This window comes from Pseudomonas sp. NPDC088322 (assembly GCF_044740745.1).
Classification (GTDB): Bacteria; Pseudomonadota; Gammaproteobacteria; order Pseudomonadales; family Pseudomonadaceae; genus Aquipseudomonas; species Aquipseudomonas shirazensis.
This window is the reverse complement of sequence record NZ_JBIURK010000002.1, coordinates 552,708-566,112: the sequence shown is the minus strand read 5'-3', so window position 1 is coordinate 566,112 and position 13,405 is coordinate 552,708. Positions and strand designations below refer to the sequence as shown.

The window sequence follows — 13,405 nt, the reverse complement described above, 5'->3', positions numbered from 1 at the left end:
CCCGCCGGGACGCCTGCGGGTGTCCTGCCGGGCCATGATTGCACCGAGAGAGCATGCCGATGATAGCCAACATCTCTACCACTGAAACCGCTGCCAAACGGCAGGCCGACAACACCCCGGCGTCCAGCCTCGACGCCCTCTACAAAAGCAGCCTGCGCGTGCTGCGCCACCTGCTGCGCAACCCGATGACCCTGGCTGGCCTGATGGTCGCGCTGCTGCTGGTCGTAGTGGCTGCGTTCGCACCGTGGATCGCCACCCACGACCCGGTCGTGCAAAACCTTGCCAATGCCTTGCAGGCACCGGGTGCGGCGCACTGGTTCGGCACTGACGAGTACGGCCGCGACATCTTCAGCCGGCTGGTCTATGGCGCCCGGATCACCCTCTACATCATTGCCCTGGTGACCATCATCGTCGGCCCGATCGGGTTGTTCATCGGCACCGTCTCCGGCTACTTCGGCGGCATCGTCGATACGGTGTTCATGCGCATCACCGACATCTTCATCTCATTCCCCAGCCTGGTTCTGGCGCTGGCATTCATTGCGGCCCTCGGCCCTGGCCTGGAGCATGCAGTGGTGGCGATCGCCCTGACGTCGTGGCCGCCAATCGCGCGTCTGGCACGGGCTGAAACCCTGTCGCTGCGCAAGGCTGACTTTGTTGTTGCCGTCGAGCTGCAGGGCGCGTCATCGACGCGGATCATCCTCCGGCACATCGTGCCGATGTGCATGTCGTCGGTGATCATCCGCCTGACCATGAACATGGCCGGGATCATCCTCACCGCCGCAGCGCTGGGCTTTCTCGGCCTCGGCGCGCAGGCGCCGCTGCCGGAGTGGGGCGCGATGATTTCGACCGGGCGCCGCTACATGCTCGAGTGCTGGTGGCTGGTAGCCGTACCGGGCGCCGCGATCATGCTGGTGAGCCTGGCGTTCAACCTGTTGGGCGATGGCCTGCGGGACATTCTCGACCCGCGTAGCGAGTAACTGGAGGCTTTATGTCGACGCTCAAACTCAATGTCGATTCGCTCAATGTGCGCTTCGTCAATGGCAAGAAAGAAATGCACGCGGTGCGCGATGTGTCGTTCACCCTGGGCCGTGAGAAGCTGGCGATTGTTGGTGAGTCTGGCTCGGGCAAGTCCACCGTTGGCCGCAGCCTGCTCAAGCTGCACCCAGGCAGCACCCAGATCACCGCCAAGGCCCTGCAGTTTGGCGATGTCGACCTGCTCAGCGCCAGTGAAAAGGCCATGCAGAAGATCCGTGGTCAGCGCATTTCGATGATCATGCAAGACCCCAAATACTCGCTCAATCCGGTGGTCAAGGTCGGCGAGCAGATCGCCGAAGCCTACCTGGCGCACCACAAGGCCAGCCGCAGCGAGGCCCGTGAGCGGGTCATGCTGATGCTCGAAAAAGTCCATATCCGTGACCCCAAGCGCGTCTACAACCTGTACCCGCACGAAGTCAGCGGCGGCATGGGCCAGCGCATCATGATCGCCATGATGGTGATCACCAACCCGGAAGTGATCATCGCCGACGAGCCGACCTCGGCGCTGGACGTCTCGGTACGCCAGCAGGTGCTCAGCGTGCTTGAAGAGCTGGTGGTCGAGCAGCAGATGGGCCTGATTTTCGTCAGCCACGACCTCAACCTGGTGCGCAACTACTGCGATCGGGTGCTGGTGATGTACGCCGGGCGGGTGGTCGAGTCACTTGCCGCGTGTGACCTGCAGTACGCCGAACACCCTTATACCCGTGGCCTGCTGGCAGCCTTGCCGAGCATGGACAACCGTCGCCCGCGCTTGCCGGTACTGCAACGCGACCCGCTCTGGCTCACCTGCTGAGGTAACTGCCCATGTCCATGATCCAAGCACACGCATTGAACCTCAGCTTTGGCGTCGGCGCTGCCGTCAACCAGGTGCTGCATGACGTCAACCTGACCGTCGAGGACGGCCAGTCGTTCGGCCTGGTCGGCGAGTCCGGCTCCGGCAAGACCACCGTGCTGCGCTGCCTGGCCGGGCAGTACCGACACTGGAGCGGGGCGCTGAGCATTGCCGGTGTGCCCTTGCAGCAGAAGATCCCCAAGGAACACTTTCGCAAGGTCCAGATGGTGTTCCAGGACCCGTACGGTTCGCTGCACCCGCGCCACACCATCGATACCGCGCTGCGCGAACCGCTGACCATTCATGGCATCGGCGAGCGTGATGATCGCATCAACGACATCCTGCTCAAGGTCGGCCTCAACGACAGCTTTCGCTATCGCTACCCGCATCAGTTATCGGGTGGCCAGCGACAGCGCGTGGCGATTGCCCGCGCGCTGATTCTGCAGCCGCGGGTACTGTTGCTGGATGAGCCGACCTCGGCGCTGGACGTCTCGGTGCAGGCCGAGATTCTCAACTTGCTGGCCGACCTGCGCCAGCGCGAGAAACTCACCTACCTGATGGTCACCCACGACCTCGGTGTGGTCAGCCACCTGTGCGACAAGGTCGCGGTGATGCAACAAGGGCGCATCGTCGAGCGCCTCGACAGCCATGCCCTGAGCCAGGACCTCGCCAGCCATGAGTACACCCGCATGCTGGTCCAGGCCAGCCGCGATTTCAGTGCTGAGTCAGCCCGCCCTGCAGTTGCCTGAAATCTCTGGGGCCGCCTTGCGGCCCTTCGCGGGTGAACCCGCTCCCACAAGGACTGCGGTGAACCCTGTAGGAGCGGGTTCACCCGCGAAGGGCTGCGAAGCAGCCCCAAAAATCTTGAATACGAAAAAACAAGGAAGATAAAAACATGCCGTACGCACGCATTGCCGTTGTCCGCAAACAGCCCTTGGCGCAAGCGGTCCTCGCCGCACTGAGCCTGGGCTGCAGCCTGCCGCTATGGGCGCTGGAAGCGCCGAGCAAGGTCCAGGTGCCGACTCTGGCCTACGACGACCAGCAGATCATTCTGGTCTGGGAAAAACCCGCCGGTCATGCCGACATCAGCGACTACCACGTCTACGCCAATGGTCAGTTGCTCGGCAGCAGCAACGCCAACAACGACCAGGTGTCGCCCGCCAAGCCCTACATCGACCGCTTCTACCAGCAGGACACGCGCAACTTCCACCACCGCATCGCCATCCACAGCTTTACCGCCAACGGTCTCAAACCCGATACCGAATACCGCTTCAGCGTGCGATCAGTGGGGCGCGACGGCAAAGAGTCAGGCGACAGCCCGGTGGTTGTGCAACGTACCACCGCCGTGCCGGCGTTGTTCGATGTGAAGAAACACGGTGCCAAAGGCGATGGCAGCAGCCTTGATACCGCCGCTATCCAGCGCGCCATCGATGCTTGCACGGTCGGCTGCAAGGTGCTGCTGCCCAAGGGCACCTACAAGAGCGGCGCCCTGTACCTGAAGAGCAACATGACCCTGGAGATCGCCGAAGGCGCGACCTTGCTCGGCTCCGAGCGCGCCGAAGACTACCCGCGTGAGGGTTACATCCAGTACCCGTATTCGACCACGGTGCGCCCGGCCTCGTTGATCAATGCCTTGCCACGTGATCCGCGCCAGCACCAGGCCTTTGAAAACATCCGTATCGTCGGCAAGGGCACCATCGACGGCAACGGCTGGAAGCGTAAGGCCGACGCCATCGATGAGCGCGGCCAGCCGTTACCGGTGTATCTGGCCAGCGACAATACCCGCTATATGCTCGACGGGCTGCTGGCCAAGGCTCAGGTCGAGCGCGCCGTGGCCGAAGGCATGAACGTCAAGGACGCCTACGGCCAGATGCGCTCGTCGCTGATCACCCTGCGTGATGTGAAAAACGTCTTTTATGGCGGCTTCACCGTGCTCAACCCGGCTTCCACGGCATCATGAACCTGGAAACCGAGAACGTGGTGCTGGCCAACACCACGCACAAGACCTACGACTCCAACAACGGCGACGGCATCGAGTTCGCCAACAGCCGTGGGGCGATGGTGTTCAACAACTTCTTCGATACCGGCGATGACTGCGTCAACTTCGCGGCCGGCACGGGTGCCGAAGCAGTCAAGCAGAAGGCCCAGCAGGATGCCTGGATCTTCAACAACTTCTTCCGCCAGGGCCATGGCATGGTCGTCGCCGGCAGTCACACCGGCGCCTGGATCGAGAACATCCTCGCCGAGGACAATGTCTCCGATGGCACCGACGCCGGGCTGCGCATGAAGAGCACCAACTTCATGGGCGGCGGCGCGCGCAATGTCACCTTCCGCGATTCGGCGATACGCAACACGGTCAAGCAGGCGTTCATCTTCACCCTTGATTACCACGACCCAAACGCCAAGCTCGACTACCAGCGCTCGACCATCGCCGGGCAGTTCCGGGATGTGCGGGTCAGTGATGTCAGTGTCGAAAACGCGCAACTGGCGGCAATCGAGGTCAAGGGCGACAGCCAGCATGATGCCTATCACCAGGGCTTGAGCTTCGAACGGGTCCGCTTCAGTGGTCCGGCGCTGGCCAGAATCGATGGTTTGAAGGACTCACGTTTTGACACCATCCGCTTTAGTGAAACCGGCGGCACCAACCCGTGGCAGGTCAAAGACAGCGACGGGCTGGCGTTTCAGGATGTCGAGCCCGCGCCGGCGCAGCCCTGAGCCGATATCTGCTTACTCGCTGTAGAACGCCTGAACCTGCTGCGCCTCGCGCAGGCGCATGCGGCTGTTGCTCAGGTGCAGGAACATCGCCGCGCGCGCGGCATCCACCTGGCGGCTGGCAATCGCGTCGAAGATCTGCTGATGTTCGGCGTTGATCCCGGCCAGGTAGGTGCTGCGGTTGCTCTGCCCGGTGTAAGCGGAGTTCATCCGGGTGCGCGGGATCATCTTGGTGCCCAGGTGTTTCATGATGTCGATCAGGTAATGGTTGCCTGCCGCCTTGGCGATTTTCAGGTGAAACTGAAAATCGGCATTGGTGGTGCTGCCTGACTTCTCCGGGCCCTGCAGCAACGCCTGCAACGCCTGCTGCAACTCCTCCAGCGCTTGCGCCGACGCGCGTTCGGCAGCCATGCCGGCGGCTTGCACTTCAAGGCTCAGGCGGAACTCGAGCAGATCGAGCACATCGGTCAACAGGACGATGGTGGCGGGCCCGACGTTGAAACCTTCGGGCGCCGGCATGTCGAGGACAAAAGTGCCGACACCGTGCTGGGTATCGACCAGACCGGCCGCCTGCATCCGCGACAAGGCTTCGCGCACCACCGAACGGCTGACGCCTTCGCTGGCCATGATGGAGGCTTCGGTGGGCAATTTGTCGCCACGTTTGAGGGTGCCGTCGCGCATGCGCTGAGCGAAGCGTTCGACCAGCGACTCGGCTAGGCGGCGTGGCTTTTGCGGGGCGGTTGAAGTTTGATCCGGCATTGTTCTGCTCGCGTGTGAACAATCGCCATTATAAAGGGTTTCCACGGCAAAGCAGCGGGTATAATGCTGCCATCGTCTGTTTTCAATGGATCCAAGCAATGGCCCCTGCTGCCCCTGACCGACGCGTGAGCCTGGCCCAGCAACTGGTACTTGACCTTTCCCGGCAGATCCTCGCCGGCGAGCTGCCGCCGGGTAGCAAACTGCCCACCGAACAGGCGCTCACCGAACAGCGCAAAGTCAGCCGCACGGTGGTCCGCGAAGCGATGTCGCGGTTGCAGGCCGAGGGCCTGGTAGAAACTCGCCGCGGCATCGGCACTTTTGTCGTCGACAGTATGCGACCTGCCCAGTTTCACGAAAGCAAGCCACAGCAGGGCAGTGCTTACGATGTCGTAGCGATCATCGAACTGCGTTTGAGCCTTGAAGTGGAGGCTGCTGCGATCGCCGCCCAGTGCGCGAGTCCTCGTCAGTTGGCGACGATTCGCGCCGCCCTGGACGAAGCCAATGACCTGCAGCAGCTAGGTGCACAGAGCACCCGTATCGACTTTGAATTCGACTTGCAGATCGCCCTGTGCACCGGCAACAGCTTCTTCATCGATGCCATGAACCATGTCGGCAGCACCTTGATGAGTGCTGCGCCGCCAGCGCGGGCGGTAGAGAGCGAGTTGCGCACGCTGCAAGTGCGCGAACGTGAGCAGATCTACGCTGCGATTGCCCGCAAGGACGCCGACGTAGCGCGTGCAGCCATGCGCCTGCACCTGACCAACCTGCTGCACCACGCGCGGGCTGCGGTACCATCCGCGCAGTGAGTGCAGGGCAGGATCACGGCGTGCCGTTACGCCCATGCGAGCGAAAACCTTCCCGCGTGCTCAACCGCTCGTAGTAAGCGTTGACCGCCGGCAGCCCAGGTTTGGCGTCAATTTCAGCGCAGGCTGGCGAGAACCTCGCGTGCCTTGTCCAATGCCCGTCTGGCGCGGTCATAGGGACTGACGCCTTGCTCCATCAGTTGCCGGGTGGGGATCTCCAGGCTCAGCGGAATACCGCTCGGCAGTGCCTTGAGCAAACCGTGCAGGTCACAATCGCCATCCCCTGGGAAGCGTCGTTCCTGGCGAGCCTGGCGCAGGATCTCGGCCATCTCCGCAGGCCGTGGGCCCACCACGTCGCACAGCTGGGCGTAGCGCAGACGCTGCGGCGCAGTTGCGCTGGCGGCAGCGAGTGCTTGCAGCGACGAGCCTGAGCGATCGAAGTGGAAGGCATCGACCAACACCGCGCCGTTGCTGCGTCCAGCCTGCTCGACGATGTGCCAGGCCTCGGCCAGGTTGCGCACATCGGTCCAGGGCATGAACTCCAGATTGACATGGATACCGAAGGGTAGGGCCAGCTCGCACAGCGCGTCGAAATTGTCGGCCGTGCGCACTGGGTCCGGATCGTTGCCGGCAATCAGCAGGTCGCTTGCTTCAAATTCGGCGCCGGCCTCCAGCACGGGCAGAAACGCCTGCACCTGGGTGTCTGGCTTGAGCCGCAGGATCTCGATATCCAGCACCTTGGTCCCGGTGTCGCGCAGGCGCTGAAGGGTCTGGCGCCGTAACTGCGCATCGGCTACCAGCGGGAAGTGCTGCTCTTCAGGGGTTGCAGGCTCCAGGCGCAGGCCCACATGGCTATAGCCGGCGCGCGCTGCAACCTCGACCATATCGGGCGGGGACAGCTCAAGTACGGTCAGGGCAGCAAGGGAGAATATCTGGTCGCTCATGCTTGGCTCTCTAATTGTGTAGCGGCGCTGGTCTGGTGTGCGCCGGTTAGAATCGAGTTCCAGTTGTAATCAAATTCTTCCCTGAGGACTACCTGAAAAGCGCGCCCAGGCGGCACTTTCGTTCGATAATCGCCCTCATTAATCCGCTTAACGCTGCCCTTTGATTGACCCTCCTGCATTGCTGGAATAGTTTTCCAGCCATAGAAAATCCATTTGGGCTGACTTATGTAGCCCGGGACCAGGAGACCTTGATGAGCAACGTCGCAAGCACCGCAGAATCACCCTACGCAGGCCTCTTCGATCGCGGGCTTGCGGTGCTGGAACTGCTCGCCAGCAGCGCCGAGGGCAGCTCGCTGACGGACATTTCCGAGCAACTGCAGATCCCCCGCAGCGCCACCCACAGGCTGCTGAGCACTTTGTGCGACACCGGCTATGCCCGGCAGGAGCACGAGCGCGGCACTTATGTGCTGACCTCCAAACTGCAGGCGCTGGCGTTTACTCACCTGGCCGCCGACGGCACGATCGATGCTGTGCAACCGGTGCTCAACCGGCTTGCGGCCGAGGTCGGCGAGCTGGTGCGGCTGTCGGTGGTGGACGAGCAGCGCCTGACCTGGGTTGCCCGTGCGCAAGGCGCACGTTCCGGGCTGCGCTATGACCCGGACATGGGCATGGAGGCCAGGCTGTCCTGTTCAGCCAGTGGCTATGCGTGGTTGGCGAGCATGACCGACAAGCAGGCCCTGGCCCTGATTCTCAGGCAGGGCCTGGGGCAAGTGCAGAATTATGGTCCGAACGCACCACAGACGGTGGAAGCGCTGCTGACCAATATTCAGGCCGCGCGCGAGCAAGGATACGCGCTGGCTGTACAGACCTTTGCCGACTGGATGTCGGCCATCGCAGTGGCATTGCATCATCCGGTCACCCACGAGGTGATCGGCGTGGTCAGCGTTGCCGGGCCGGTCTTTCGCCTTGGCGAGGCACGGCTGCACCAGATCGCGCCGGCGCTGATCGCCGCGGTCGCAGAGATCCAGCAGTTGATACCAGGCTCGCCAGCCTTGATGAGCCCAGGCCTGACCGCTCTAAGCCTCACTCCGGGGGGCCAGGCATGAGCATGCGACGTCTGGACTGCGACCTGCTGGTGATTGGTTCGGGAGCCTCCGGGCTGGCGGCGGCAGTCACTGCTGCGGCGCAGGGGCTGAAGGTCATTGTTGTAGAGAAACACTCATCCTTTGGCGGCGCTACGGCGTGGTCCGGTGGCTGGTTGTGGGTGCCAGGCAATCCGCTGGCCAAACGCGCCGGTATCCATGAGGACCCACAACAACCACGCACTTACCTCAAACACCAGCTCGGCGACCGCTACAACGCCGAGCGGGTGGATGCGTTTCTCGACAATGCGCCGAAGATGGTCGCGTTTTTTGAAGAGAACACTGCGCTGCAATGGGCCGATGGCAATGGCATCCCGGATATTCACGGGCACTTGCCGGGCGCGGCGACGCAGGGACATCAGGTGATCGCCGCCCCGTATGACGCGCGCGCCATGGGCCCGCTGATCAAGCGCATGCGCAAGACCATGCGCGAGACCTCGTTCATGGGCATGCCGATCATGGCCGGTGCTGACCTGTCGGCATTCCTCAGCATGACCCGCTCGTTCAAGTCACTGCTGCACGTCAGCAAGCGTATGCTCCGGCACCTGCGCGACCTGGCCGTGCATGGCCGGGCCATGCACCTGGTCAATGGCGTGGCACTGGTAGGCCGGCTGGCCAAGTCAGCCGAAGACCTGGGCGTGACGCTGATCGAGTCGGCGCCGGCGCAGCGCTTGCTGCAGGAGCAGGGCAGAGTGATCGGCGCGCTGGTCGAGACGCCTGCTGGGCCCACCGAGATTCATGCGCGGTGCGGGGTGGTGCTGGCTGCCGGTGGCTTCCCCAACGATCTGCAGCGCCGGCAAGCGCTGTTCCCGCGCACATCGGCCCCTGAAGATCACCTGGCCCTGCCGCCGGTTCAGTGCAGCGGCGATGGTATTTCGCTGGGCGAGGCGGTTGGTGGCGTGCTCGAACTCGATGTTGCTTCAGCGGCGGCCTGGGCGCCGGTGTCGCTGGTGCGCCATGCGGACGGCAGCAGCGGCCACTTCCCGCATATCATCGACCGGGCCAAGCCGGGATTGATCGGCGTGCTGTCCAACGGCAAGCGCTTCGTCAACGAGGCTGACGGTTACTACGACTACACCGCAGCCATGGTGGCTGCCGCGCCAGCAGGTGAGGAGGTTGCGTCCTGGCTGATTTGCGATCATCGCTTCCAGCGCCGCTTCGGTCTTGGCCATTCGCGGCCGTTCCCACTGCCGGTTGGGCCGTCGGTGCGCAGCGGCTATCTGCAACGCTGCGCCACCCTCGAGGGGCTGGCGAAAGCCTGCGGGATCGACCCGGCAGGCTTGCTCGAAACCGTGCGCAGCTTCAATGAACATGCCCGCAAGGGTGAGGACCCGGAGTTTGGCCGTGGGCTTAGTGCCTATAACCGCAAGCAGGGTGACCCGCTGGTGACAAAGGGCAACCCGTGCGTGGCACCGATCGAGCATGGCCCGTTCTATGCGGTCAAGGTCCGCCCTGGCAGCTTCGGCACCTTTGCCGGGTTGAAAACCAACGGCAACGCGCAGGTGCTGAACAGCGCAGGCGTGGCTATTGCAGGTCTGTATGCAGTGGGCAGCGATATGGCCAGCATCATGGGCGGCATGTATCCGTCAGGCGGGATCAACCTCGGGCCGGCCATGACCTTCGGTTACGTCGCAGGTCTGCATGCTGCGCAGAGCAGATGATAGTGCTGAGTCATACGAGCCGAACCAATTGAGCTACAACTGACTCAATAGGCCATCTACATGATGGGTTTTTGCCATGATTGATTCAGCCGCTTCATTCACCGATTTGCTCCAAGCTGGAGGGGCCTGTGCCAGGCTCCGCTAAGCTTCGCGCCCGCGCCACGGTCATTTGCCTGCGTGAAGGCAATGTGCTGTTGGTGCGCAAGTCGGGAGGCAAATGGAATTTTCCTGGCGGCGCGATCGAGCAGGGCGAGCTACCGGTTCAGGCGGCTGCAAGGGAGATGAGCGAGGAGACTGGGCTCGACTGCGAAGCACTGCTGGAGTTATGCACCCTGGAAGAGGGCAGCGTGCTCCATCATATCTTCACCACGCAACTGTTCGAGGGTGCCAAACCCGCACCCGGCAACGAGATTGTTGCCTGCAAATGGGTCAAGCGCGTTGCCCTTAAAGAGACCCAACTCAACCCCAGCGCTTCAGCCTTGATGGCCCGTGCCCTGCCTGCCCTGATGGCCTGAATGGCTCAAGCGCAGGCGGTTTCGTTGCGCCTGGCGCATTCCGCCTGGGCGTCTGCGCGCTTGGCGTAGGTGGGGGTCAAACGCAACTTGGCGACAGTGTCATACAAGTCAAAGCCGTTGCACGACGGCGCGGTACAAAATCCTACCGCTCTGCGGTAGTGATATTCCTTGATCGGTAAAGCCGAAACCACGACGAAACGTGCGCGCATGCTGGTGCCTCCGATGGCAATACCAAACTATTAGTCATATTGGGGGTACTAAGCAAGCAGACTAATACAAGGCCGACCGGTGGCAGCCGCGCTGACGCGCACGTGTAGGAGCGGCCTTGTGTCGCGAAAGGCTCGCGCAGCGGGCCCATGATTTGTGCAGCACCGTAGAATGTCGGGCCCGCTGCGCGAGCCTTTCGCGGCACTAGGCCGCTCCTACAGGGACCGCTACGCATCAAGATAGGCGCTGTTGGCGTCGTAGCCGGTGGGTATGGTCTATTGTGATGCGATGCATCACACCAGCGTGGAATGCTCGATCACCATCGAGGTCGAGTCGACTGCGGGCAAAGGCACCACCTTCAACGGGCGTATCCCGCTGCAGGTGGCGACGGTTGCTCAGAAGTCGTAGCGGCCAGTGACGCCAAGCGTGCGGGGTGTTCCCAACACCCCGGTGTAGGCACCGTTCGGTGAGTTCCACAAGGTGCTGTAGTAAGTCTTGTTGCCTGCATTGCGCAGCCACAGTGACAGGTCCCACTGGCCGTCGCCGAGGTCGCCGCGCACGCCCGCCGAAAGATTGACCACCGCATAACTGGGCAACTGCGCAAAGCGCGAGTCATCCACCGTGCCGACCGCGTGCGAGCGGAATGCATAGCTGGCATTGACGTAAGGCCGCAACATCCCGGCCTGCCATTCATAGGCGCCGTTGGCATTGAAGATCCACTTCGAGGCGCCGACCACCGCGTGCCCGCTCAGATCACAGGAGGCCGGTGCGCCCGGTTGCAAGGCGACCTCAGCCGGGCAGGGCGCGTCGACGTAGTCGCGATAGCGCACGTCGTTCCACGAGCCGTTGAGGTTCAAGGTCAGACCGCGGATCGGCAGCAACGTCGACTCAAGCTCCAGCCCGCGGCTGCGCACCGCTCCGGCGTTGGTCAGGTAGCTGGTGAGGTTGGCATCATCGTAGGCGTTGGTCTGGTAGCCATGCACCTCAGTCCAGAACAGGTTGGCATTGAGCAGCAGGCGCTGATCGAACAGGCTGCTCTTGAGACCAAGCTCGGCATCGTTGGCGCGTTCGCTGCCAATCAACAGCGAGTCGGCGCCGGCCACCGGCGCGCTGGCGACGCTGAGGTTGACCCCGCCGGACTTCTCGCCGTGGGACAACGACGCGTATCCCATCACCTGATCATTGAAGTGGTAGGCGAGGCTGACCAGCGCCGAGGGGCTGAAACTGTACAGGCCAAGGTCGCCCGAGTCGTAAGCACCCAGCCGCGCCGCGCGCACGTTGGCAGCAGCACCCGTCACCGATGCGCCGCCGCTGGGCGCAAAACGGTTGACCCGCGCCTGCTTGACCTCATAAGTGCCGCGCAGACCGGCGCTCAGGTCCAGACGCGGCGTCAGGTGCCAGGTGCCTTGGGCGAACAAGGCAAAGCTGTCGGTATCGATGCGTCCCTTACCCAGGCTGGAGACATCGTTCAAGGCGCCTTGAGGCGTGCCGTTCCAGGTGTCGGCGAGCGGGCCGTAGTCGGTGAACACTTCATTGCGCATTTCCTGGCGCATGTAGTAAGCCCCGGCTACATAGTCGAACAACTCCCCGCGCGGCGAGGCCAGGCGCAGCTCCTGCGAATACTGGCGGTCGCGCGCCGACTGGCCGACATTGCGCATCACCGGTACGTTCAGCTCGTCATCGTTGCGCGGGGTGAAATCCCACCAGCGCCAGGCGGTGATCGAGGTCAGGGTGTAATCACCCGGCAGGGTCCAGTTGGCTTCCAGCGAGCTGCCGCCCTGAAATACGCGCACGTTCTGTTCGGCATCCAGATTGACCCGACGGCCCTCGGCCAACGTTGCGCCCACGGCTGCTGCGCGCTGCTGATAGCGGTTGACGCCGTTGATGGTCGGCCCGGTGCTGAACAACGAGCGCGTGCCTGCGCTGGAGTCTTCTTCGTTGTAGTCGGCGATCCAGCGCAGGTTGAAGCTGTCGTTGGGTTCGAACAGCAATTGCCCACGTAGGCCCTGGCGGGTGCCGCCACCCAGGGTTTCACCATTGAACTGGTTATCGACGTAGCCATTTTCTTCGCTGCGGTAGGCCGAAAGGCGCCCTGCCAAGGTGCTGCTCAATGGCCCGCCGAGGCTGGCGTGTGTCTGCTGATAGCCGCCTTCGCCGATCGATGTGGCGACGCTGCCCTCGGGGCTGAAGGTCGGCCGCCGAGTGCTGATATTGAGCACTCCGGCGGTGGTGTTCTTGCCAAACAAAGTGCCTTGCGGGCCGCGCAGCAGCTCCAGCTGCTCGATGTCGAGCAGGTCGAACACGGCCATGCCTGGTCGGCCGAGATAGACGTTGTCGAGGTAGATGCCGGCGCTGCCCTCGAGGCCGTCGCTCGCCGGATTGTTGCCCAGGCCGCGAATCGACAGGCTCGACTGACGGGCATGCATGAACGCGACGTTGACGCTGGGCATGGCTTGTTGCAGGTCTTGCAGCCGGTACAACCGTTGGTTCTGCAGGGTCTGCGCTGACAACACCGACATCGCTGAGGGCACGCTTTGCGCATCTTCCTCGCGGCGCCGGGCATTGACGGTAACGGTTTGCAGGCTCGTGTCGTCGGCGTGCGCCGAGGCTGCGAGCGGCTCTGCGGCATGGCTTGGGCTGCACGCCAGCGCGAACAGGCCGGGGATAACCCGGGGCCAGAGGCACGCGCGGCGCTGATGAGAAAAACGCAGGTTCATCGGTAACTCCAGTGATGAGGCACCTCTCGCTGCGCGTGGTTTGCGTAAGCGTGATCGCAAGGGTTGGGGGGTATTGGC

Annotated in this window: 11 protein-coding genes and 2 pseudogenes; 8 read left to right on the top strand and 5 right to left on the bottom strand. The window is 63.0% G+C overall.

What is annotated here, in order from left to right:
- Positions 1-59 precede the first annotated feature (59 nt).
- The 4 genes and pseudogenes from ACIOAU_RS06850 (at position 60) to ACIOAU_RS06835 (ending at position 4,582) form a co-directional block, all read left to right on the top strand.
- Positions 60-977, top strand: coding sequence for an ABC transporter permease (locus tag ACIOAU_RS06850; RefSeq protein WP_150572994.1), 918 nt, complete (start codon positions 60-62; stop codon positions 975-977).
- Between the two features lie 11 nt (positions 978-988).
- Positions 989-1,828: an ABC transporter ATP-binding protein gene (locus ACIOAU_RS06845; RefSeq protein WP_101318628.1), complete on the top strand. Its 840-nt coding sequence runs from the start codon at positions 989-991 to the stop codon at positions 1,826-1,828.
- An 11-nt stretch (positions 1,829-1,839) separates the two neighbouring features.
- Positions 1,840-2,616 carry an ABC transporter ATP-binding protein gene (locus ACIOAU_RS06840; RefSeq protein ID WP_401180862.1) on the top strand — a complete coding sequence of 259 codons (777 nt, stop codon included), beginning with the start codon at positions 1,840-1,842 and terminating at the stop codon, positions 2,614-2,616.
- Between the two features lie 146 nt (positions 2,617-2,762).
- Positions 2,763-4,582: pseudogene (locus ACIOAU_RS06835) on the top strand (glycosyl hydrolase family 28 protein).
- 12 nt (positions 4,583-4,594) lie between these two features.
- Here ACIOAU_RS06835 and ACIOAU_RS06830 read toward each other — a convergent pair.
- A complete protein-coding gene (locus tag ACIOAU_RS06830; RefSeq protein ID WP_101318634.1) occupies positions 4,595-5,338 on the bottom strand; it encodes a FadR/GntR family transcriptional regulator in 744 nt (247 codons plus the stop codon).
- Positions 5,339-5,436: 98 nt separating this feature from the next.
- Between ACIOAU_RS06830 and ACIOAU_RS06825 the strand changes: the two genes are divergently transcribed.
- Complete coding sequence (locus ACIOAU_RS06825; protein WP_401180859.1) at positions 5,437-6,144, top strand: FadR/GntR family transcriptional regulator; 708 nt, start codon at positions 5,437-5,439, stop codon at positions 6,142-6,144.
- A gap of 13 nt (positions 6,145-6,157) precedes the next feature.
- Here the strand turns inward: ACIOAU_RS06825 and ACIOAU_RS06820 are convergent.
- Together ACIOAU_RS06820 and ACIOAU_RS06815 are read right to left on the bottom strand one after the other, a co-directional pair.
- Positions 6,158-6,244 (bottom strand): annotated as a pseudogene (locus tag ACIOAU_RS06820) (glutathione S-transferase); the annotation flags it as partial.
- Between the two features lie 13 nt (positions 6,245-6,257).
- Positions 6,258-7,085, bottom strand: coding sequence for a sugar phosphate isomerase/epimerase family protein (locus tag ACIOAU_RS06815; RefSeq protein WP_401180856.1), 828 nt, complete (start codon positions 7,083-7,085; stop codon positions 6,258-6,260).
- A gap of 251 nt (positions 7,086-7,336) precedes the next feature.
- On the opposite strand from ACIOAU_RS06815, the gene ACIOAU_RS06810 reads away from it, so the two are divergent.
- The 3 genes from ACIOAU_RS06810 (at position 7,337) to ACIOAU_RS06800 (ending at position 10,403) form a co-directional block, all read left to right on the top strand.
- Positions 7,337-8,191, top strand: a complete 855-nt coding sequence (locus tag ACIOAU_RS06810) for an IclR family transcriptional regulator (RefSeq protein ID WP_312389138.1) — start codon at positions 7,337-7,339, stop codon at positions 8,189-8,191.
- Positions 8,188-9,888, top strand: a complete 1,701-nt coding sequence (locus tag ACIOAU_RS06805) for an FAD-dependent oxidoreductase (RefSeq protein WP_401180853.1) — start codon at positions 8,188-8,190, stop codon at positions 9,886-9,888. The genes ACIOAU_RS06810 and ACIOAU_RS06805 overlap by 4 nt, the downstream gene beginning before the upstream one ends.
- Before the next feature lie 128 nt (positions 9,889-10,016).
- On the top strand, positions 10,017-10,403 hold the full coding sequence (locus ACIOAU_RS06800) for an NUDIX hydrolase (RefSeq protein WP_181108394.1): 387 nt from the start codon (positions 10,017-10,019) through the stop codon (positions 10,401-10,403).
- 5 nt (positions 10,404-10,408) lie between these two features.
- On the opposite strand, the gene ACIOAU_RS06795 is transcribed toward ACIOAU_RS06800, so the two are convergent.
- Together ACIOAU_RS06795 and ACIOAU_RS06790 are read right to left on the bottom strand one after the other, a co-directional pair.
- Positions 10,409-10,612, bottom strand: a complete 204-nt coding sequence (locus tag ACIOAU_RS06795) for a hypothetical protein (protein WP_101318645.1) — start codon at positions 10,610-10,612, stop codon at positions 10,409-10,411.
- A 393-nt stretch (positions 10,613-11,005) separates the two neighbouring features.
- On the bottom strand, positions 11,006-13,327 hold the full coding sequence (locus ACIOAU_RS06790; RefSeq protein WP_220633432.1) for a TonB-dependent receptor: 2,322 nt from the start codon (positions 13,325-13,327) through the stop codon (positions 11,006-11,008).
- Between the last annotated feature and the right edge of the window lie 78 nt (positions 13,328-13,405).

Coding starts and splice junctions, on each gene's coding strand:
- ACIOAU_RS06830 (WP_101318634.1), bottom strand. CDS start 5,338: ATGCCGGATCAAACTTCAACCGCCCCGCAAAAGCCACGCCGCCTAGCC.
- ACIOAU_RS06850 (WP_150572994.1), top strand. CDS start 60: ATGATAGCCAACATCTCTACCACTGAAACCGCTGCCAAACGGCAGGCC.
- ACIOAU_RS06805 (WP_401180853.1), top strand. CDS start 8,188: ATGAGCATGCGACGTCTGGACTGCGACCTGCTGGTGATTGGTTCGGGA.
- ACIOAU_RS06840 (WP_401180862.1), top strand. CDS start 1,840: ATGTCCATGATCCAAGCACACGCATTGAACCTCAGCTTTGGCGTCGGC.
- ACIOAU_RS06815 (WP_401180856.1), bottom strand. CDS start 7,085: ATGAGCGACCAGATATTCTCCCTTGCTGCCCTGACCGTACTTGAGCTG.
- ACIOAU_RS06795 (WP_101318645.1), bottom strand. CDS start 10,612: ATGCGCGCACGTTTCGTCGTGGTTTCGGCTTTACCGATCAAGGAATAT.
- ACIOAU_RS06825 (WP_401180859.1), top strand. CDS start 5,437: ATGGCCCCTGCTGCCCCTGACCGACGCGTGAGCCTGGCCCAGCAACTG.
- ACIOAU_RS06810 (WP_312389138.1), top strand. CDS start 7,337: ATGAGCAACGTCGCAAGCACCGCAGAATCACCCTACGCAGGCCTCTTC.
- ACIOAU_RS06845 (WP_101318628.1), top strand. CDS start 989: ATGTCGACGCTCAAACTCAATGTCGATTCGCTCAATGTGCGCTTCGTC.
- ACIOAU_RS06790 (WP_220633432.1), bottom strand. CDS start 13,327: ATGAACCTGCGTTTTTCTCATCAGCGCCGCGCGTGCCTCTGGCCCCGG.